The 19,815-nt window shown below is 44.3% G+C and carries 16 protein-coding genes and 1 pseudogene; 9 read left to right on the top strand and 8 right to left on the bottom strand.

Annotated features, from left to right (window positions below):
- Positions 1-78: 78 nt before the first annotated feature.
- Both MSP8886_RS15535 and MSP8886_RS15530 read right to left on the bottom strand, forming a co-directional pair.
- On the bottom strand, positions 79-555 hold the full coding sequence (locus tag MSP8886_RS15535; RefSeq protein WP_067018075.1) for a DUF934 domain-containing protein: 477 nt from the start codon (positions 553-555) through the stop codon (positions 79-81).
- Positions 539-2,200, bottom strand: a complete 1,662-nt coding sequence (locus MSP8886_RS15530) for a nitrite/sulfite reductase (RefSeq protein WP_067018073.1) — start codon at positions 2,198-2,200, stop codon at positions 539-541. Before MSP8886_RS15530 ends, MSP8886_RS15535 begins: the two co-directional genes overlap by 17 nt.
- Positions 2,201-2,456: 256 nt before the next feature.
- Between MSP8886_RS15530 and nfuA the strand changes: the two genes are divergently transcribed.
- Entirely contained in the window at positions 2,457-3,038 is a 582-nt protein-coding gene (gene nfuA / locus MSP8886_RS15525) for a Fe-S biogenesis protein NfuA (RefSeq protein ID WP_067018071.1), read from the top strand.
- Between the two features lie 134 nt (positions 3,039-3,172).
- Here nfuA and MSP8886_RS15520 read toward each other — a convergent pair whose 3' ends face one another.
- Together MSP8886_RS15520 and MSP8886_RS15515 are read right to left on the bottom strand one after the other, a co-directional pair.
- Positions 3,173-4,246: a 3-deoxy-7-phosphoheptulonate synthase gene (locus tag MSP8886_RS15520; RefSeq protein WP_067018069.1), complete on the bottom strand. Its 1,074-nt coding sequence runs from the start codon at positions 4,244-4,246 to the stop codon at positions 3,173-3,175.
- A 97-nt stretch (positions 4,247-4,343) separates the two neighbouring features.
- Positions 4,344-5,105: a sulfite exporter TauE/SafE family protein gene (locus MSP8886_RS15515; RefSeq protein ID WP_067018067.1), complete on the bottom strand. Its 762-nt coding sequence runs from the start codon at positions 5,103-5,105 to the stop codon at positions 4,344-4,346.
- A 108-nt stretch (positions 5,106-5,213) separates the two neighbouring features.
- Between MSP8886_RS15515 and cysB the strand changes: the two genes are divergently transcribed.
- A complete protein-coding gene (cysB, locus tag MSP8886_RS15510; RefSeq protein WP_067018065.1) occupies positions 5,214-6,188 on the top strand; it encodes an HTH-type transcriptional regulator CysB in 975 nt (324 codons plus the stop codon).
- 107 nt (positions 6,189-6,295) lie between these two features.
- Here cysB and wrbA read toward each other — a convergent pair whose 3' ends face one another.
- The 4 genes from wrbA to MSP8886_RS15490 form a co-directional block, all read right to left on the bottom strand.
- Positions 6,296-6,895 (bottom strand): NAD(P)H:quinone oxidoreductase, encoded by a 600-nt coding sequence (wrbA, locus tag MSP8886_RS15505; protein WP_067018063.1) that lies wholly within the window; start codon positions 6,893-6,895, stop codon positions 6,296-6,298.
- Positions 6,895-7,236, bottom strand: a complete 342-nt coding sequence (gene arsC, locus MSP8886_RS15500; RefSeq protein ID WP_067018062.1) for an arsenate reductase (glutaredoxin) — start codon at positions 7,234-7,236, stop codon at positions 6,895-6,897. The genes wrbA and arsC overlap by 1 nt, the downstream gene beginning before the upstream one ends.
- 85 nt (positions 7,237-7,321) lie before the next feature.
- On the bottom strand, positions 7,322-9,049 hold the full coding sequence (locus MSP8886_RS15495; RefSeq protein WP_067018060.1) for a proline--tRNA ligase: 1,728 nt from the start codon (positions 9,047-9,049) through the stop codon (positions 7,322-7,324).
- Between the two features lie 34 nt (positions 9,050-9,083).
- Positions 9,084-9,953: an SMP-30/gluconolactonase/LRE family protein gene (locus MSP8886_RS15490; protein ID WP_067018059.1), complete on the bottom strand. Its 870-nt coding sequence runs from the start codon at positions 9,951-9,953 to the stop codon at positions 9,084-9,086.
- 84 nt (positions 9,954-10,037) lie between these two features.
- Between MSP8886_RS15490 and MSP8886_RS15485 the strand changes: the two genes are divergently transcribed.
- The 7 genes and pseudogenes from MSP8886_RS15485 to MSP8886_RS15455 all read left to right on the top strand — a co-directional run bounded on the left by MSP8886_RS15485 (position 10,038) and on the right by MSP8886_RS15455 (position 19,802).
- On the top strand, positions 10,038-10,481 hold the full coding sequence (locus MSP8886_RS15485; protein WP_067018057.1) for an HIT domain-containing protein: 444 nt from the start codon (positions 10,038-10,040) through the stop codon (positions 10,479-10,481).
- A gap of 40 nt (positions 10,482-10,521) precedes the next feature.
- Complete coding sequence (locus MSP8886_RS15480; RefSeq protein WP_067018054.1) at positions 10,522-12,336, top strand: DUF2786 domain-containing protein; 1,815 nt, start codon at positions 10,522-10,524, stop codon at positions 12,334-12,336.
- 141 nt (positions 12,337-12,477) lie between these two features.
- A complete protein-coding gene (gene kdpF, locus MSP8886_RS22815; protein ID WP_083200984.1) occupies positions 12,478-12,672 on the top strand; it encodes a K(+)-transporting ATPase subunit F in 195 nt (64 codons plus the stop codon).
- A 12-nt stretch (positions 12,673-12,684) separates the two neighbouring features.
- Positions 12,685-14,408 (top strand): annotated as a pseudogene (gene kdpA, locus MSP8886_RS15470) (potassium-transporting ATPase subunit KdpA).
- A 3-nt stretch (positions 14,409-14,411) separates the two neighbouring features.
- Complete coding sequence (gene kdpB, locus MSP8886_RS15465; protein WP_067018050.1) at positions 14,412-16,433, top strand: potassium-transporting ATPase subunit KdpB; 2,022 nt, start codon at positions 14,412-14,414, stop codon at positions 16,431-16,433.
- An 11-nt stretch (positions 16,434-16,444) separates the two neighbouring features.
- Positions 16,445-17,092, top strand: a complete 648-nt coding sequence (kdpC, locus tag MSP8886_RS15460) for a potassium-transporting ATPase subunit KdpC (RefSeq protein WP_083200983.1) — start codon at positions 16,445-16,447, stop codon at positions 17,090-17,092.
- A gap of 46 nt (positions 17,093-17,138) precedes the next feature.
- A complete protein-coding gene (locus tag MSP8886_RS15455) occupies positions 17,139-19,802 on the top strand; it encodes an ATP-binding protein (protein WP_067018049.1) in 2,664 nt (887 codons plus the stop codon).
- Positions 19,803-19,815 lie beyond the last annotated feature (13 nt).

Here is a 19,815-nt window from a genome sequence, read left to right as displayed (position 1 = left end):
TCAGCGAGGCCTAAATACGCAATAGAAAAAGGCCCAAGAATGGGCCTTTTATTAGAGTGCTGACAAAAAATTTAATCTTTAACGACGCAAAAACATCGGTTTGGGATCTATTGCATCCCCTTGATAACCAACAGAAAAGCTTTTGTTTAGTAACAAGGCTTTTTCCAGATCCACATCATCATTGAACTGGAAGGCATTAAAGCCAACGCGCAAAAGATAACCTTGCTGGTCTGGAATGAAATCTCCTAACGCTCGAATTTCGCCTTGATAGTTAAGGCGTTCTCGTAATAGTCGAGCGTAGCTGAAGCCCCGACCATCAGTAAAGGCTGGGAAATTGATGCCGATGACAGAGAATTGAGCAAGATCTACGCCTTCTAGCTGTTCCACACCTTCTCCTGCATCTATCCAAATGCCGGCAACCTTACCAATGACTTCACGTTCTGCAAGCCATCTCGCTAAAGGTACAATAGCGTTGCTAGACACGGCTGTATCATTATCCCGAATCCAGATTTGCTCATTGTCGATAATCTTGCCATTTTTAATTAACTTTAGCATATGCGGCCTCTTTAAATGGTGCCATTCCTATACGACGGAAGGTATCGATAAAACGCTCTTCATCTGTGCGATTGCTTACATAGACATCCATCAGCTTTTGAATCACGCTGCTGATTTCTTCTTGTGCAAATGAAGGGCCGAGAATTTTGCCAATACTGGCGTCATGTCCAGAGGAGCCGCCCATGGAAATTTGATAAAACTCTTCACCTTTTTTATCAACACCTAAAATGCCGATGTTACCAACATGATGGTGACCACAAGCATTCATACAGCCTGAAATGTTTAAGTCAATGTCGCCTAAATCGTATAAATAATCCAAGTCGCTAAATGTTTCTTGAATTTGTTCTGCGATCGGGATGGATTTTGCATTAGCCAACGCACAAAAATCACCGCCTGGGCAACAGATCATATCCGTTAGTAGCCCCAAGGTAGGGGTTGCAAAACCGGCTTCTTTAGCCGCTTCCCATAGCTCAACTAGTTGGTCCTGACGCACATCTGCAAGCACAAGGTTTTGCTCATGGCTAACTCTTAGCTCACCAAAACTATACTGATCGGCAAAATCCGCCCCTTTCTCCATTTGTTCTGCGGTGGCATCACCAGGGGCTTGACCTGGTTTTTTCAGTGATAAAGTGACAATACGGTAGCCAGGTTTTTTGTGGGCAAAGGTGTTACGCTCAAACCAGCGAGCAAAGCCTGCACTGTCCGCTAGCTTGGCAGTAAGTACTTCAGGATTGTCTGTTAACGCTTCATAATTTGGTTCAGTAAAAAAGCTTTGTAACCGTGTGAACTCGCTCATTGGAACCGTGCTTTCTTTTCCTCGGATATGGCTCCATTCTGCATCGACTAGTTTGCGGAATTCGTCAATGCCCATGGCTTTAACCAAAATTTTAATGCGAGCTTTGTATTTATTGTCGCGACGGCCTTTTTGGTTGTAGACGCGAATGATGGCATCTAGATAGGTTAATAAATCTTCCCGTGGCACAAACTCATTGATGGTTAAGCCCACCATTGGGGTGCGGCCTAAGCCACCACCGACAATGACTTTAAAGCCGATTTCACCTGCGTCATTTTTCTTAATTTGTAGGCCAATGTCGTGCACTTGAACTGCAGCGCGGTCAGACGATTCTGTAGCATTTACCGCAATTTTAAATTTACGCGGTAAGAAAGCGAATTCAGGATGGAAAGTAGACCATTGGCGAATCAATTCACAGTATGGGCGGGGGTCAACGACTTCATCCGCGATAACGCCAGCGTATTGGTCTGTTGTTGTATTACGAATACAGTTACCACTGGTTTGCGTGGCGTGCATTTGCACCTGAGCAAGCTCAGCCAAAATATCTGGCACATCTTCAAGTTTTGGCCAATTCAATTGTAAGTTTTGGCGAGTACTGAAGTGACCATAACCTTTGTCATAGCGGCGAGTGATACCCGCTAACGTTCGAAGTTGATCACTAGAAAGCATACCGTAGGGAATAGCAATGCGTAACATAGGCGCATATCGCTGTATATAAAGGCCATTTTGCAGGCGCAGCGGTAAGAATTCTTGTTCACCTAGTTCTTGATTTAAGTAGCGGCGTGTCTGGTCGCGAAACTGTGCTACACGCTCATTAACAAGCTGTTGGTCAATTGCGTCGTATTGGTACATAGAGAATAAGCCGTGGTTAATAAATTTTTAATTGTGCTACTCTAGCAAATTTCCTTTATTCTAAAAATGAATATTTATCTATATCTTTAGCGATTTTTCTAATAAGGCTTATTCGATTAATTAACTCCTCTCATTAACCGTTTAAGCAAAGTGAATAGTGGAAAAATACCCTACTTTTTTAGTTGGTCTTTGGCTTTATAGTCAATCTGCGTTACTATGGTGCCATTAGATGAATGACTGATTTAGAAGGGTTGTTATGAATATTACTATTACTGATGGCGCTCAAGATTACCTTGCTTCACTACTGGAAAAACAGGGTGTAGAGGGCATTGCTGTGCGTATTTTTATCCAACAACCAGGTACGCCTTATGCGGAGACTTGTCTTGCTTACTGCCGTCCTGATGAAGTGAATGAGACAGACGAAATTTTGAATCTTCCTAAATTGAAAGTCTACATTGAGAAAAATTCAGTGAATTTTTTAGATGAAGCCTATATAGACTATGCCACAGAGAAGATGGGAGGGCAGTTAACCATTAAAGCCCCCAACGCCAAGATGCCAAAAGTCTCAGCAGACAGCCCAATCGAAGATCAAATTAATTATGTTCTGTACTCGGATATTAATCCAGGCCTTGCCGCCCACGGTGGTGAGGTGACCTTGGTAGAAGTCATAGATGGCCAAGTGGCAGTGCTTCGTTTTGGCGGTGGTTGTCAGGGCTGTAGTGCTGTTGATTTAACCTTGAAAGAAGGTGTTGAGAAAACCTTGATTGAAAAAGTAGCAGGGTTAACTGCTGTAAAAGATGCAACCGACCATACCGTTACGGATAATGCATTTATGTAACGACTGTTATCGTATTGAATTTATCCTGTGGGGGCTTATGTTTGTATGCACAGGACAATACAGTTGCATGTAAAAAGGGACGATAAAAATATCGTCCCTTTTTCGTTTTGAAACACGTGCTATAAAGGTGTTAATTAGCGATTTCGGTTAGGCAACACAGATTTTAATGCATTGGCCATGTCGCCAATTGTTTGCTCCGTTGTTTGCCAGTCGATGCAGGCATCTGTAATGGATACACCGTAGGTGAGGTCTTTTTTCTCAGCGGGGACTTTTTGATTACCCCAGCCAATGTTACTTTCAATCATTAATCCCATAATGGATTGGTTACCATCGAGAATTTGTTGAGTAACGTCTTCGGCGACGATGACCTGGCGTTCTGGTTTTTTACTAGAGTTTTCATGGGATGTATCTACCATGATGTTCGCTTTCAGGTTGGCTTTGGCAAGCGCTTCTTCTGCTTCAATGACAAATTGCGCTTCGTAGTTGGGTTTACCGCCACCGCCACGCAAGACAACATGTCCGTAGTCATTGCCTTTGGTGTTAACAACCGTGACTTGGCCTGCTTCATTAATTCCCAAAAAGGAATGTGGATGTGAAACGGACTGCATCGCATTGATTGCTACTGTCATTGAGCCATCTGTACCATTTTTAAAGCCTACAGGGCCAGATAGGCCAGACGCCATTTCTCGGTGCGTTTGTGATTCTGTTGTACGAGCGCCAATGGCTGACCAGCTGATCAGGTCTTGAATATACTGGGGGGAAATGGGATCAAGGGCTTCGGTGGCCAATGGCAAACCAAGTTCCGCAAGATCAATTAATAACTTACGACCGATACGCAAGCCTTTATTAATATCAAAGGTGCCATCAAGGTTGGGGTCGTTAATAAGGCCTTTCCAGCCGACCGTGGTTCTTGGTTTTTCAAAATAGGCACGCATGATGATATAAATTGAGTCATCTACTTTTTCAGCCAATGCTTTCAAGCGTCTTGCATAGTCAAGGGCGGCTTCTGGGTCATGAATAGAGCAGGGCCCGATGACAATGGCAAGTCGGTGATCCTTACCATCCATGATGTTTTTTATTGTTTCACGAGATTGCGCAATTGCTTTGCTTACGGACTCGCTAACAGGTAGCTCAGCCTTTAGTTCTGTTGGCGTGACTAAAGGAGAGAATGAGGCAATATTTAAGTCCTCAAGGTGTCGATTACTCATTACAAGGGATTCCTAGTTACTATTTTTTACGTGTTGGAACATTATCGTGTTTTACGTCTTTTATGAACCTTCTTACACCTCATTTTTAGGTTCTTTTTTAAAAGAAGAGGTATTTTAGGCCAAATGCCATTAATGCCGTGGCCAGAAGAGGTTGCAACACCTTGTTAGGAAGATAACTGGATGCATAGGTGCCAAGGTAAATCGCTGGGATGGAGCCAATTAAAAGGCCGACCAGTAGGGTATAGTCCACATTACCAAGCAGCAGATGCCCAATTCCCCCGATTAATGTAAGTGGTACCGCATGAGCGAGGTCGGTACCAACGATGTTCTTGGCTCGCATAACGGGAAAGAGGATCATCATAATTGCGGTACCGAGCGCCCCTGCACCGACAGAAGTCAGCGTTACTAACACCCCTAGTGCAATGCCACAAACAAAAATCAGTCTTAAACTGCTTTTTTGCGATAAGCGCAAATCAAAACTGCTTAGTAACTTACTGCGAAAAGTAATGACAAGTGCTGTTATTAACAACATTAATCCTAAGGTCGTCGTTAATATATGTTGGTAGTTATCTGGCTTGTCAAATTGAGATAGTAGCCATATAGTGATAAGTGAGGCTGGTAAGCTGCCAGCCGCCATAGCGCCAACAATACGCCAATTCACATTGCCTTTTTTAGCATGTAAATAAACGCCTGTGCTTTTGGCGATCCCTGCATACATAAGATCTGTTCCAATGGCAATATGGGGAGGGAAACCAAAGAGTAGTAATAGTGGTGTCATAAGCGATCCACCGCCCACTCCCGTGATGCCAATGGCAAGCCCTACAACAGAGCCTGCTAAAATATACCAAATAAAATCCATCGTACTCTGTCTTTATGGCGATTCGAACTGGAAACACTAGAGGTTTTTTACTATTCTATAAAGTAATATTTTATTATGTTTTTAACTCTTTTTAGAATAAGGTGTCCGATGAAGTTACAGCAGCTAAGATACATATGGGAAGTAGCACGTCATGATTTGAACGTCTCGGCCACCGCGCAAAGCCTTTATACTTCACAACCTGGCGTAAGTAAGCAGATCCGTTTGCTTGAAGATGAGCTGGGGATTGAAGTCTTCGCAAGAAGCGGCAAACATTTAACCCACATTACCCCAGCAGGTGAAAAAATCATTGCTCTAGCGGGTGAGATCTTAAATCAAACGCAAAATATTAAACGTGTTGCGAATGAGTTTAGCGATGAGCGCAAAGGTGCCATGGATATTGCCACAACGCATACCCAGGCCCGCTATGCTTTGCCGAAAGTGATTCACGAATACATTGATAGTTATCCAGATGTAACGCTACATATGCATCAAGGGACGCCTATGCAAATTGCCGAGATGGCAAATGATGGTGTAGTGGACTTTGCTATCGCGACCGAGGCGCTAGAATTGTTCGGTAATCTAGTCATGCTGCCTTGTTATATGTGGAATCGTTGCGTTGTTGTACCCAAAGGGCATCCGCTAGCCCAATCGAGCAAATTGACTTTAGAGGCATTAGCTGCGCATCCCATTGTGACTTATGTTTTTGGTTTTACCGGACGCTCTCAATTGGACCAAGCGTTCCAAGAGGCAGGCTTAGATCCAAATGTCGTTTTTACTGCGGCCGATTCAGACGTCATTAAAACTTATGTTCGTCTCGGCTTGGGGGTGGGTATTGTGGCATCCATGGCCTTTGACCCTGAGCAAGATTCTGATTTGGTAGCCCTCGATGCTTCGCATCTTTTTGAAGACAGTTGCACAAAAATCGGTATTCGTAGCAACACCTTTATTCGTGGCTATATGTATAAATTTATTGAGTCATTTGCGCCTCATTTAACCAAAGATATCGTTGTTGCGGCAATGGAAGCCACTAATCGACAAGATGCTGAGCAGCTTTTTAAAGACATTGAGTTACCAAGATTTTAAGTATCTAACAATCTACATAGTGATGAGATAAATAAAAAGGCGCAGTGACAGACGATGTCACTGCGCCTTTTTTATTGAGTAATTTTGAGATGAGGATCAATGAGAGGCTATTTAGCCAGTTTTATGGCCATCTCGGCAATGCGTTTGCCCTGTGCTTCACATAGAGATTTCTCATCATTTGTCAGCTGGTGCTCGTCCGTATTGCTGGCAAGGTGGCTTGCACCATAAGGTGTCCCACCTGCGGTGGTGCTAAGGAGTGCTTTATTGTTGTAAGGCAAACCTGTCCAAACCATGCCATGATGTAAAAGTGGCGTCATCATCGAATGAAGACACTGTTCATGGCCACCATGCATGCTGCTTGCGCTTGTAAATCCGCATGCGGGTTTATCGATCAAACGGCCAGTCAACCAAAGCATGGAGGTTTGATCTATAAAGTGTTTAAGTGGTGCTGCGATAGTGCCAAAATACGATGGAGAACCAAGTGCTAAGCCTGAACACTCTGCCAACTCGTCTAATGTGGCATAGGGAGAGCCTTCGTCTGGTATTTCAGGTGTGGTTGCTTCGCAGGTCTCTGACACATTAGGAACTTGACGTACTTTAGCCTCAATTCCACCGACACTATTGACGCCTCTAGCAATGTGTTTGGCCATTTCAGCAATTGAACCATGTTTGCTGTAAAACAAAATTAAAACATAGGGGGTACCCATTAGAATAATTCCAGCACTTGCTCGGGTGGGCGGCCAATCTTCGCTTTACCGTTATGAATAACAATAGGGCGTTCGATTAGGCTCGGATGACTATGCATGGCTTGAATACGTTCTTCGTCTGTCGATTCTTTAGATAAGCCAAGCTCTTTGTACAAAGACTCTTTTGTGCGCATCATCTCGATAGGAGAAAGAGCAAGCTGTTCAATCAATTCTTTGATCTCTGCAATGCTTGGTGCGTCTTTTAGGTATAAGCGCACTTCGGGCTGAATGCCGTTCTCTTCTAGCAAAGCGAGTGTTTGACGGGATTTGGAACAACGAGGATTGTGATAAATGGTCGTCATGTTGCTTCCTGTTATCTGTCGTACTGTATTAGGGGAGGGAGAGAAGCCGTCTAACTTTTGGTTGGACGGCTTCCGAGAGTCAAGCTTAAGCTCGTTGCTTAACAATAAACTCAAGCGCATCGGCCTGAGCTATATCTTGGTTTTCGCCCTTAGAGCGATGTTTGTATTCTAACGTACCGTTTGCAAGACCTTTGTCACCAACCACTAGACGGTGAGGAATACCTAGTAACTCGCAGTCAGCAAACTTAACACCTGGGCGTTCTTTACGGTCATCCAGAAGAACATCGATACCCTTTGCTGATAACTCAGTGTACAAGCGTTCGCACTCTGCACGTACGGCTTCGGATTTATCATAGTTCATCGCCACAATGGCAACGCTGAATGGTGCAATGCTTTCAGGCCAAAGGATGCCTTTGTCATCAAAGTTTTGTTCGATGGCTGCCGCTACAATGCGAGACACACCAATACCATAACACCCCATGTGCATGATCTGAGCTTTGCCATTTTCATCTAACACGGTAGCTTTTAAGGCTTCTGCGTATTGTTGACCCAGTTGAAAAATGTGTCCCACTTCAATGCCGCGCTTGATGACAATGTGACCTTTACCATCTGGAGAGGGGTCGCCTTCGACAACATTGCGTAGATCAGCCACTTCAAAGTCTGGGCAATCTCTGTCCCAGTTTAGGCCAGTGACGTGGTAGTCGTCTTTGTTGGCGCCTGCACAGAAGTCAGACATTACCGCGGCTGAACGGTCGACAATAATGCGAATGCCTTTTTCTTTCAGACCTTGTGGGCCAATAGAGCCTGGTGCACAGCCAATTTTGTTGAAAATGTCTTCCTCACTGGCAAATTCGAACGGGGCAACGATACCCTTTAGTTTTTCAACTTTCAGTTCATTAATATTGTGGTCACCACGAAGAACCAAGGCCACAATGGTGCTTTCTTCGTTTTCGTCGATACCTTTAACCAGCATGGTTTTTACTGTTTGAGTGACATCCAGCTTTAGAAACTCGGCCACTTTCTGAATGGTTTTACAGTCAGGCGTGAAGACTTCTGTCATATCTTGGGTGGCGGGACTGGCTTTTTCTTTTGGTGTGACTGCTTCTGCAAGCTCAACATTGGCAGCAAAATCGGACTCATCACTGAAAGCAATGTCGTCTTCACCGGAATCTGCCAAAACGTGGAATTCGTGAGAGTAAGCGCCACCAATGCTGCCGGTATCAGCGAGAACAGGGCGATAATCCAAACCAATACGATCAAAGACGTTGCAGTATGCTTTGTGCATTACCTCATACGTCTCTTGTAAAGACTCTGGGCTGATGTGGAAAGAGTAAGCGTCTTTCATACAGAACTCACGTGAGCGCATAACACCAAAGCGAGGGCGAACTTCGTCACGGAATTTGGTTTGAATTTGGAAAAAATTCACTGGCAATTGTTTGTAACTGGTGAGTTCATTGCGAGCCAGTTCGGTGATGACTTCTTCATGGGTAGGGCCCAAGCAGTAATCACGACCATGGCGGTCTATTAGGCGTAATAGTTCTGGGCCATATTTTTGCCAACGACCGGATTCTTGCCAAAGCTCAGCCGGTTGTACACCCGGCATAATGACTTCAAGCGCACCAGCTTTTTGCATTTCCTCGCGAACAATGCGCTCGACTTTGCGGAAAACTTTTACGCCAGTCGGTAACCAAGTATACAAGCCTTTAGAAATCTGGCGGATCATGCCAGCACGAACCATCAATTGGTGGCTGGTAACAACAGCGTCGGTTGGAGTGTCACGTAATGTAGAAAATAAATAATTGCTTGCGCGCATGATAATAGTGTCTATGTCTTATAAAGTTAATGTCTTAGCCAGCAAAGCGTGGCTCAGTTAAGCCTGCAATGTCCACATCAATGGCAAAAATACCGCCAGCCTGTGGAAATTGTTGTAACTCTTCGTCGGTCTGTGCGCCTCGGCAGGTGCTCACAAACAGTGTTTTCATATCGGGGCCACCAAAGGCGACCATGGTTGGGTAAATAGCAGGAACAGGATACTCCTCTAAAATCATTCCGTCAGGGCTGATTTTTACCACTCGCTGACCTTGATAGAGTGCTGACCAGTAATTGCCTTCGCTATCAACCGCCGCTCCATCAGGACGGCCATTGCCACGGGGGAACTCAATAAAGGTTCGCTTGTTGGTGGCTTGTCCCGTCTCAAGATCATAATCAAATTGATAGACGATATGATTAGGCGTATCAGAATAATACATGATTTTGTTATTAGGTGAGAAGGCTAGGCCATTAGATGTCCAGGCAGCCTGATCGAGAACGAGCTGCTGACCATTTGTAAATTGATGCAATGCTCCTTTAAAAGCATCTTTTGGGCTGTACATAGTACCCGCTAAAAAGCGTCCTTTCGCATCACAACGACCATCATTAAAGCGTGTCGTTTTTTGATCGTAAGTTGCGAGCCAGTAAGGCTTTAATGATCCATTGAAGTCGTCAAATTGGTATACACCCGACCGGAAGGCGGCAATAAAGCCTTCTGTTTCAGAAAGCGAGAAGCAACCAATCTCTTCATCGAATTGACGAGTTTCTAAGGTGTTTGCATTAATGTCAAATGCGTGTAGTTTGAAAGCATCAATATCAACAAAATAAAGCGTTTGGGTGCGTTCATCCCAGCGAGGGCATTCTGCTAATTTGGCTTGTACGTCCAAAACACATTGCATATCAGTCATGCTGACTCCAAGTCTTTGGGTGATTTTAATGTAGGAGTGCTATAGTGCTTATGAAAGGCTTTGATGTAAATAGGAATGTATAAGATGTTTGAGTTAAATCCCACTCTAGAACGCGATTCTGTCTTGATTGGTTATTTGCCATTATGCCAAGTGCGACTCATTAATGATCGCCAGTATCCATGGTTTATACTAGTACCTCAACGCAATGGTATTAGTGAGATATATCAGTTGGTTGAAGAGGACCGCAGCATGTTAATGGCAGAAAGCTGCCTGTTAAGTGAAACCTTGCACGATGCTTTTTCCGCTGACAAGCTAAATATTGCCGCGATTGGCAATAAAGTAACGCAACTCCACTATCATCATATTGTTAGATTTGAAGGCGATGCTTCTTGGCCTGAACCTGTTTGGGGAAAGCTGCCTGCCATTGCGTATTCCCAAGAAGAATTGGCGAGTATTTTGCAGAAGGTTAGGTCACTATTGTCAGACGATTTGACGCTACCCGATGACGATAGTGAACTGTATTATTAACTAATGGACGACACTGGCTGATATTGGAAAGGCAATTTGTATGAATATACGCAGAAGAAAGAAAGCCATTAGTAAGGTTGTTAAGTTACTTAACCTTGCTACTTCTACGAACTCAAGTGAATCAGTGGTTGCGCTTCGTCATGCGGAATCTTTGATTCGACAATATTCTATACTGCAGCGGGAATTACCCATTCTGCAATTGTGTGATACCAGCATGTTATATCGTGTCAGTTGGGGCGGTGCGGCACCAAGACACGCTAAAGAAGTGCCGATTAATCCTGTGTTTCAAGAATCTGTTTCTAAGCGTCGCTTCAGTGAAAAGACGGCTGATCCGAGTAAGGCTTATGCGTCGGTAAGGACCATTTTAGATGATATTGAAGAAGGGTTAGTTGAGGGGGCTAACTCATCAATGGAAGATCCTTTTGCAGAAGCGGTTAAACACTCATACAGTGAGCAATCAGGAGCAAAAAAAGCACAGGAAAAGGACGACTTTGAGTTCAAAGTGTCGGACGCTGATGCTGAGAGTAATAGTGAACAGGCCCATGATGAAGCCCCTACTACAAATACAAAGCAAAATCAGTCAGCTGAACATAACCAAACAGCAGAGTCGCCAGAGCTAAATGATGATAAAAGTACAGCCCCTAAGGAAAAGGTAGCGGAGCCGATGGAAGATCTTCACTTAGATAAAGAGCAGCCTATTTCAGATTCAAAGGAATCCACTTTATCGAGCACAAATGTGACATCTGGAACCATGTCATCTGATAATGTTATTGATGCAGCGCAGGCGTTTCGCCCTAATACACAAGAATTTGCCGATACTCTTAGAACTCAATATTCAACCAGCGATCCAACCATTCCTTTTTCTGATGATAAGTACTGGTCTAAGGTTTATGAGCGCTTGGCAGATTTTGATGAGGCCAAAGTGAAGTCCCAGATGGACGCTCTTAAACAGCAGTTGCAACTGGCAGAAGAAAAGTTGCTGGTTAAAAAGAGTTATCGTTTAGAGCAAGAGCAAGAGGAATTACAGGAACGATCTGAGCGTGCGCGTATTGAGCAAAGTTTTGAAGAAGCCATGGAACGCGCCTTTCAAGCGCGCGCCAAAGCGCATGAGGCATGGGAGCAAGAACGAGCTCGTATTCGTTTATCCAGCTTGCGAGACGAGCAAGAAGCATTGCATGGCTTTGAGTCGCTGACACAGTCGCTTAATCAGCATGTTGAGGCTTTTAAGCAGCATTTGCAGCGTAAGGAAGATTATCGTGCGGCGAAAATAATGCACGAGCTACGTAACCATCTTGCGTTAGCTGTTTCTTCGAGTCCCGAGTCGTCGGAATCTTATGCAACGGTGCTGGATATTATGCAAGACAACGGCTTGTCCTTAAAAGATTTAGAGTTTTCCGATATAAAAAATAAAAGTTTATTTATCCGTCTTCTGGAGCGAGAAACCGCACAAATTGACGATATCCATCAAAGAGAGATATACACCGAAGAGATGCTGGACAAATTTTTGACTGCCAGCGCTTCAAAAAAGGAGTCTAAAGCCTCTGAGAACCCCATTCAGCATATTCAGCGATTGTTGATTGCTGCGAATGAAGGAGGACAATTTGAAACCCAAAAAAATCTAGAACAAGTGATACATTTGATGGATAGTCATGGTATCAGTGTTCGAGACGTTGGCTATGAATACATCAAAAAGTATTCAGTATTTATTCGCCTTATAAACTGGGAAGCGGAGAGTATTTCGTCTCTTTCTGAGCGTGAAGCCTTTACAGCAGGTATTTTAGAAGAATACGTTCAACATTCAGTTCAGGCACCAGCAAAATCATCTGATAAGAGCAAAAATAAGAAAACCTACTAAGGTGTTCGTGATGCGCTCTACGATATTTACTGCAATGAAAGCGCTTTTTTGTTGGACTTGTCCTAAAAAGCGCTTTTTTATTTTCTATTTTGTTCTATAAGCCTCTTCAATAAACGCTCTATGCAGCACCAATAAAGCTTGATGCTATGTCAGTCTTTATGGATTTTTTACGCCTTCTCAAGATATCTATCTAGATATTTTACGCCGTTCATCTCTATTGTCTCCTTATCTACTACATCCATGAGGAGACAGAAAATGGCGTGGTTACTGCTGGTTCTATCCATTGTGCTTTTTATTTATCTGATGGTGGCAATGTTTGCACCAGAAAAGTTTTAGAGAGGCAAGATTATGTTTGAAATTGTGCTGATCTGCCTAATTGCAGTGGCGTTGGCCATTCCACTAGGATCCTATATGGCAGGAGTGTTTTCTGGACAAAAACACATAACCGATGGATTTTTCTCTCCTATTGAATCACTTCTATATCGCCTGATGAGAGTGAGTCCAAATGAGTCTATGACGTGGCGTACTTACGGTATGGCATTTTTGATGAGCAATCTGATTTTAGGTGTCGTGGCGTTTTTGCTTCTTAAATTCCAGCAAGTACTGCCGTTTAATCCAGATCATATTGGGCCCCTTTCTTGGGATTTGGCATTGCATACCGCTATATCATTTATTACCAATACCAATCAACAGCACTATGCTGGTCAAGCTCAGCTTTCTTATCTATCCCAAGGTTTTCTTATTGTGACACTACAATTTGTTTCGCCGGCGATGGGGTTGGCGATTTGCGTGGCTGTATTACGTGGCATGACAGGTGGTAAGAATAATAAGACAGCCAAAGAAGGAGAAGAGCGGGACCTTGGTAATTATTATGTTGATGTGGTTCGTGGCGTAGTGCGTGTCTTTCTGCCTTTGTCTCTTATTGTTGCGCTCTTGCTTGCTTGGCAAGGTGTGCCGAGTACTTTTTCCGGAGCGCAACATGTCCAGCCCCTGGATACTCAGTCATCCATGTCATCGCAGGCAATTCCTGTTGGCCCTGTTTCTGCCATGGCAGCGATTAAGCAACTAGGAACCAATGGTGGGGGCTGGTATGGATCAAATAGCGCCGACCCGTTAGAAAATCCAACGCCTTTGAGCGATGTGATTGAGACCATTGCCATTGTTCTGATTCCTATTGCTGTTGTTTTTATGGCAGGGGGGCTGATTGGACGCAAAAAATTTGCGTGGATGTCCTTTGCTACTATGGCCATTCTCAGTGTGTCTTTTACAGCAGCGACAATTTACAGTGAAAATCAAGCCAATGCCGCATTTGTTGGAGCCAGTGCAATGGGTCCCAACATGGAAGGCAAAGAGGTGAGATTCGGCCCCGAACTTTCCGCCTTATGGGGAGCATTAACCACACAAACTTCGAATGGTTCAGTGAATGCCTCGATGGATTCTTTCAATCCACTCGGTGGTTTGATGGCGCGCTCAGGAATGCTGGTTAATGCGATATGGGGTGGTGTTGGGTGTGGCTTTGTTAACTTCATTGTCTATGTATGGTTGGCGGTCTTTTTATCTGGTTTGATGATAGGTCGTACGCCAGAAATTTTCGGACGCAAAATTGAAACTAAAGAAGTGACTCCGCTATCTAGCTTAATCGTGCTGCCTGCCTTGTGTATTCTGGGATTACTGCCATTGCCGTGTCTTTCCCAAGTATTACGGGGAACAGTAATCCAGGATTTCATGGAATCTCACAGGTTTTTTATGAGTATGCCTCAGCGTTTGCGAATAATGGTTCTGGCATGGCAGGGTTGAAAAATGACACGCCATGGTGGAATCTCAGTGCGGCTTTTATGATTCTGTTAGGACGATACCTGCCTCTTGTTATTCCCTTAATGATCGCTGGACTCATGGCGAAAAAACGTGTGACTCCAGCCAGTTCTGGTGGTTTGACATTAGAAACACCAACGTTCTGTGTCACGCTGATTGCCGTCATCCTGGTTATTAATGTGTTGTCTTTTCTTCCTGCCGCAGTCATTGGACCTATCGGCGAAGCATTGCAATTGTCTGCTGTTCATGTGGGGAATTAATCAATGAAAAATCAAACAGTTCAAACCATGACAATGTCTGAGTTGCGCCAAGCAAGCGTGGACTCATTAAAAAAACTGTCTTTACTAAAAATGGCGTCCAGCCCTGTGATGTTTATCGTTTGGGTGGGTACCTTGTTAAGTGCAGCCATGACGCTATATCAAGCCGTGCAAGATAAGCCTTATGCTATGGCGCTGATTACGACCATCATTTTGTTTTTAACAGTTTGGTTTTCGAACTTGGCCGAGTCAGTAGCTGAGGCAAAAAGCCGAGGTCAAGCCTCTAGTCTTCGTTCTGCAAAGCAATCTCTCAAGGCGTGTCGTATCAAAGGTGAAAGTGAAAGCTGGGTGGCTGCTGCTGATCTGATAAAAGGCGATCGAGTCAAAGTCAGGGCAGGCGAATATATTCCGGCTGATGGTGACATTATTGTCGGAGTGGCAACAGTGAACGAGTCTGCGGTGACTGGCGAATCGGCAGCGGTATTGAGAGAATCTGGCACAGATCACTCTAGTGTCATCGGTGGCACAAAATTGCTCAGTGGTGAAGTAGTTTTGGAAGTAGCGAATGACCCTGGTAACAGTTTTTTGGATCGTATGATTGGTTTGGTTGAGGGTGCTCAGCGACAAAAAACACCGAATGAAACAGCGCTGACTGTTTTGCTTTCTTCGCTAAGTGCTGTGTTTTTATTGATTGTCATGACTCTGCCTGCGATGGCGCACTTTATGGGAGCCAGTTTGGATGACACCATGCTGATAGCTTTGCTGGTTTGCCTTATTCCGACGACCATCGGTGGTTTGTTACCCGCCATTGGTATTGCGGGCATGAACCGTGCGCTGAAAGCCAATGTGGTGGCAAAGTCGGGGAAAGCGGTTGAGGTCGCTGGTGATATTGATACCTTACTACTGGATAAAACAGGCACGATTACTTTTGGTGATCGACAAGCTACGGAGTTTCTGGTCTCCAAAGATGCGGATAGCATCGAGATGATTAAAGCGGCGGTGTGGTCGTCCCTTGATGATCCAACCCCTGAAGGGAAATCTGTGGTTTTGCTCGCGGAAAACAAAGGCATTGATAAACCTGAAGCGCCTGCGGATGCGGAATTTATTCCTTTCTCGCCGAAAACTCGTATTTCTGGTGTTCAGCTCGTTGACGGCTCTTTGATGATGAAGGGAGCGAGTGATTCCATGAAGACGTGGGCGCGAGATCACCAATTATCCTGGCCTGATGATATGGATGGTCTGGTCCGCAAAGTGGCTAAACAGGGAGGCACACCTCTGGTCGTTGCTTCGAATACAGCCGTTTTAGGGGTGATTGCCTTATCCGATGTGGTGAAACCAGGTGTTGCAGAGCGTTTTGCCCAACTAAGAGCCTTAGGTGTCCGCACTGTCATGGTAACTGGCGATAACCCCGTGACGGCTGGGGTTATAGCGGCGCAAGCCGGCGTGGATGACTTTATCGCCGAAGCCAAACCAGAAGATAAGCTTGCTTTGATTCGTGAAGAACAAGCCAAAGGGCGCTTAGTTGCCATGGTGGGGGAGGGAACAAACGATGCGCCTGCTTTAGCACAAGCGGACATTGGGCTTGCTATGAACTCAGGCACACAAGCGGCGAAAGAAGCTGGCAATATGGTGGATTTGGATTCCGACCCTGCGAAGTTACTGTCCGTTGTTGAAATCGGTAAGCAGCTATTAATTACACGCGGCGCTTTAACGACCTTTTCTCTTGCAAACGATGTGGCAAAGTATTTTGTTATCTTGCCGGCGATTTTTGTCACCGCGATTCCAATCATTGGAACACTCAATGTGATGCATCTCCATAGCCCACAATCGGCCGTTATTGCGGCATTGATTTTTAATGCTTTGATTATTCCCGCTTTAATTCCGCTTGCATTGAAAGGGGTTAAAGTCAGAGCGATTACGGCTGAGAAGTTGTTAAGAAACAATATGCTGGTCTATGGGCTTGGTGGTGTGTTGTTGCCTTTTATTAGCATAAAGATACTTGATGTTATTATCAGTTCATTTTTTTAGGAGCCACGATCATGAATGCAAAAGTAACAGACGATTTACATGAGGGTGTTATTCAATGGCATCAAGGTGGTTTATCCAAACAAATCGCTTTGGCTGTCAGAATGTCACTAGTGATGCTGGTGCTTTGCGGTATTATTTATACAGGTAGTGTCACTATGGTAGCGCAAACACTGTTTCCTTTTCAGTCAACGGGCAGTGTGATTGACCATAATGGCAAACCTGTTGGTTCGAAATTGATTGGTCAATTATTTCAAAGTGCAGATTATTTTCATGGGCGCCCTAGTGCAGTAGGTTATGATCCAAAGTCTACCGGCGGTAGCAACCTTGCGCCGAGTAACCTTAAATTGCGCGCAGAAGTGGAGCAACGTAGTTTGGCGATTCAGACATCGGATCATGTTACTGCGAGTCAAATTCCAGTGGATTTATTGGCAGCATCCGGTTCAGGTGTGGATCCAGATATTTCTCCAGCAGCAGCTTTGTTGCAGGTGGATAGGGTGGCCGCGCAACGGCATTTGTCTGTTAATGCGGTAAAAAAATTAGTTGATCAGCACATTGAACACCCTCAATGGGCTATTTTTGGTCAGGCAAGAGTAAATGTTTTGATGCTGAATTTAGCGCTAGAGACACTCTCCGATATTAATAACACTCAGTCCAAATAATGACTAGATAAGATTAGTTGAAGCACTTACCACATAGGGCGCGAAAATGAGTGAAGAGCATCGTGATCAAAAAGCAGACGCCATTTTAAATGCGTTACAGCAATCTTCGCAGGGCAAGCTGACTATTTTTATTGGTGCAGCTCCTGGTGTGGGGAAGACTTACGCAATGATTAGCGCGGCAAAGGAAAGCGTTCAGCAAGGTGTCGAGGTGCTCGTTGGCTTGTTGGAAACTCATGGGCGTAAAGAGACACAAGACATAATGGTGGGGTTGAATGTCTTACCACGTAAGGAAGTCCATTATCATGATACTGTTTTAACTGAGTTTGACTTGGATGCAGCACTTGAGCAAAAACCAGAATTGATTTTAGTGGATGAGCTTGCTCATACCAATGTCCCTGGAAGTCGCCATACTAAGCGGTATCAAGATATTGCTGAATTATTAGCGGCTGGAATCAACGTCTATACCACGGTAAATGTTCAGCATATTTTGAGTTTACGTGATGTGGTTGCTCAAATTACAGGGGTGACGGTTCACGAGAGCGTACCGGATAACGTCATCGACGATGCCTATGACATTCGCTTTATTGATTTGCCCCCCATTGCGTTGATTGATCGGCTTAAGCAAGGAAAAGTTTACCTTCCTGAATACGCGCGAGTGGCGTTAGATACTTTTTTTTCGCTCTCCAATTTATCTGCGTTGCGTGAGCTTGCAATGAAACGAGCCATGCATCAAGTAGATAGCTATTTAGAGACAGCCTTAATGCAAGGAAGTAGCGCTCAAAAATACGCTATTAGAGATAAGTTAATTGTCTTGGTCAGCGCCAGCAGCGATCATTGTTATTTGGTTCGTCTTGGACGACAAATTGCTGAAAGACGCCAGATAGCCTGGTGTGTCGTATGGGTGGATAGAGGCATTACCCAAAATGCCATACAACGCAAGCACTTAAATAATGTGATGAATCTTGCGAAAGATCTGGGAGCGCAAGTAGATACGTTAAGGGGTGAGAATTGCTGTGCTGCCATCCTACCTTATCTAGAAGAGCAAAGAGTGAATACCGTGTTGGTAGGCAGTGGGGCCAAACGTCGCTGGGGGTTTTGGAAAAAACGCCTTTACCACCAGTTGATAGAATCCAACTTACCACTTGAAGTGTGTGTGTACCAATCCCCAGAGATCGTATCGCAAAAGACGAACTGGCAGCGTCGTGGTACTTTGTTCGGGGATTATCGTGGGCATATTTATGGTGTTATAGGTGTGGCGCTCGCGACTCTCATTGCTTGTCCTCTTCAGCAATTTTTAAGCAGTGGTAACTTAGTTTTATTGTATGTTATTTCGATTGTGTTGGTGGGGCTTAAATATGGCACCAGACCTGCGTTGGCGACGGCGATTTGGGCTTTTTTAAGCTTCAATTTCTTTCTAACAGAGCCGATTTATACGTTTAAAGTTAACCAACAAGACGATATTGCTACCTTGGTGTTTTTAGTGGTATTAGGCTTGTTGAGTGGTCCAGCGGCATCACGCATTCGAAATCAATTTATTTTACTGAAAGAGTCAAACCGTTATACCGAAGCGTTAAAAGACATGGCTCAACGACTGTCCGTTGTTGAAAGTGAAGCAACTCTTTGGGATTCACTGTGTGAGAAAGCATCCTCTCTGCTTGGTGCGAAATGTTTTTTTGCCTACCCCGAAGGTAGTGACAATGAATCGCATGTTAAACAGGTAAATTTTTCTTTATCTCAAGTGGAAGAATCTGCAATAGCTTGGTCTTTAACACACGGCGAGCAAGCAGGTCGATTCACACAAACATTAAATGCGTCCCGTATTACGGTTTTGCCAGTTAAACAAGAAAATATAGTGATTGGTGGGTTATTGATTCGCTGGTCAGCGGAGCAAGAACATTTTTTTCCTTTTGAAAGGGATTTGGTCGAATCTATGCTTCAGCAAGGTGCCAGTACTTGGCGACGAGTGCGGTTGGTGTCTGATTTAGAATCAGCTCGTGTTAAGACAGAAGTGGAGCAAATTCGCTCATCCTTGCTATCGTCTGTTTCCCATGACCTTAAATCCCCCTTGTCAGCTATGATGGGAGCGGCTGAAAGCTTGAAAATGTTGGATAAGCAATTGAGTGTTAGTGACAAGGAAGAATTGGTCGATACGATTTTACAAGAAAGCCATCGCTTAGACAGTTACATTCAGAATCTTCTAGATATGACTCGGCTCGGTTATGGTGGCTTGAAAATCCAACGAGATTGGGTTTCGGTTGATGATATTATTGGCAGTGCTTTGAATCGATTAAAACGTTATTTTTCTCATGCAAAAGTCAATTGGGCTTTAACAGACGACGCTCCAGTGTTGTATGTACATGCAGCACTGATTGAGCAGGCTTTGTTTAATATTTTGGAAAATGCTGTGCGTTATTCTCCGGAAAAAGAAGCGATTACGGTGAAGCTTATTGTGGACGCTAAAACCTGTCGAATAACCATAGAAGATAAAGGACCAGGAATTCCAAAGGATGAGCAGGAGCACATTTTTAACATGTTTTATATTGTTTCAGATGGCGACAAAAAAAGTAAAAGTACAGGTATGGGCTTGGCTATTTGCCGTGGCATGATTGGTGCACATGGCGGAACAGTCTGTGCCCGTAACGGGGCTGGAGGCAGGGGGACTCGTTTTATAGTCGAGTTGCCTTTAGAGTATGGTGAACCAAATTCTTAACAAATAAAGCGGT

Origin of the sequence: Marinomonas spartinae (genome assembly GCF_900089775.1) — a bacterium.
GTDB classification, from domain to species: domain Bacteria; phylum Pseudomonadota; class Gammaproteobacteria; order Pseudomonadales; family Marinomonadaceae; genus Marinomonas; species Marinomonas spartinae.
The sequence above is the reverse complement of the archived record's forward strand: the minus strand, read 5'-3'. Positions and strand labels throughout refer to the sequence as shown.

Coding starts and splice junctions, on each gene's coding strand:
- wrbA (WP_067018063.1), bottom strand. CDS start 6,895: ATGGGTACCCCCTATGTTTTAATTTTGTTTTACAGCAAACATGGTTCA.
- MSP8886_RS15455 (WP_067018049.1), top strand. CDS start 17,139: ATGAGTGAAGAGCATCGTGATCAAAAAGCAGACGCCATTTTAAATGCG.
- MSP8886_RS15480 (WP_067018054.1), top strand. CDS start 10,522: ATGAATATACGCAGAAGAAAGAAAGCCATTAGTAAGGTTGTTAAGTTA.
- kdpB (WP_067018050.1), top strand. CDS start 14,412: ATGAAAAATCAAACAGTTCAAACCATGACAATGTCTGAGTTGCGCCAA.
- MSP8886_RS15515 (WP_067018067.1), bottom strand. CDS start 5,105: ATGGATTTTATTTGGTATATTTTAGCAGGCTCTGTTGTAGGGCTTGCC.
- MSP8886_RS15495 (WP_067018060.1), bottom strand. CDS start 9,049: ATGCGCGCAAGCAATTATTTATTTTCTACATTACGTGACACTCCAACC.
- MSP8886_RS15530 (WP_067018073.1), bottom strand. CDS start 2,200: ATGTACCAATACGACGCAATTGACCAACAGCTTGTTAATGAGCGTGTA.
- cysB (WP_067018065.1), top strand. CDS start 5,214: ATGAAGTTACAGCAGCTAAGATACATATGGGAAGTAGCACGTCATGAT.
- MSP8886_RS15485 (WP_067018057.1), top strand. CDS start 10,038: ATGTTTGAGTTAAATCCCACTCTAGAACGCGATTCTGTCTTGATTGGT.
- nfuA (WP_067018071.1), top strand. CDS start 2,457: ATGAATATTACTATTACTGATGGCGCTCAAGATTACCTTGCTTCACTA.
- MSP8886_RS15520 (WP_067018069.1), bottom strand. CDS start 4,246: ATGAGTAATCGACACCTTGAGGACTTAAATATTGCCTCATTCTCTCCT.
- MSP8886_RS15535 (WP_067018075.1), bottom strand. CDS start 555: ATGCTAAAGTTAATTAAAAATGGCAAGATTATCGACAATGAGCAAATC.
- kdpC (WP_083200983.1), top strand. CDS start 16,445: ATGAATGCAAAAGTAACAGACGATTTACATGAGGGTGTTATTCAATGG.
- arsC (WP_067018062.1), bottom strand. CDS start 7,236: ATGACGACCATTTATCACAATCCTCGTTGTTCCAAATCCCGTCAAACA.
- MSP8886_RS15490 (WP_067018059.1), bottom strand. CDS start 9,953: ATGACTGATATGCAATGTGTTTTGGACGTACAAGCCAAATTAGCAGAA.
- kdpF (WP_083200984.1), top strand. CDS start 12,478: ATGCTATGTCAGTCTTTATGGATTTTTTACGCCTTCTCAAGATATCTA.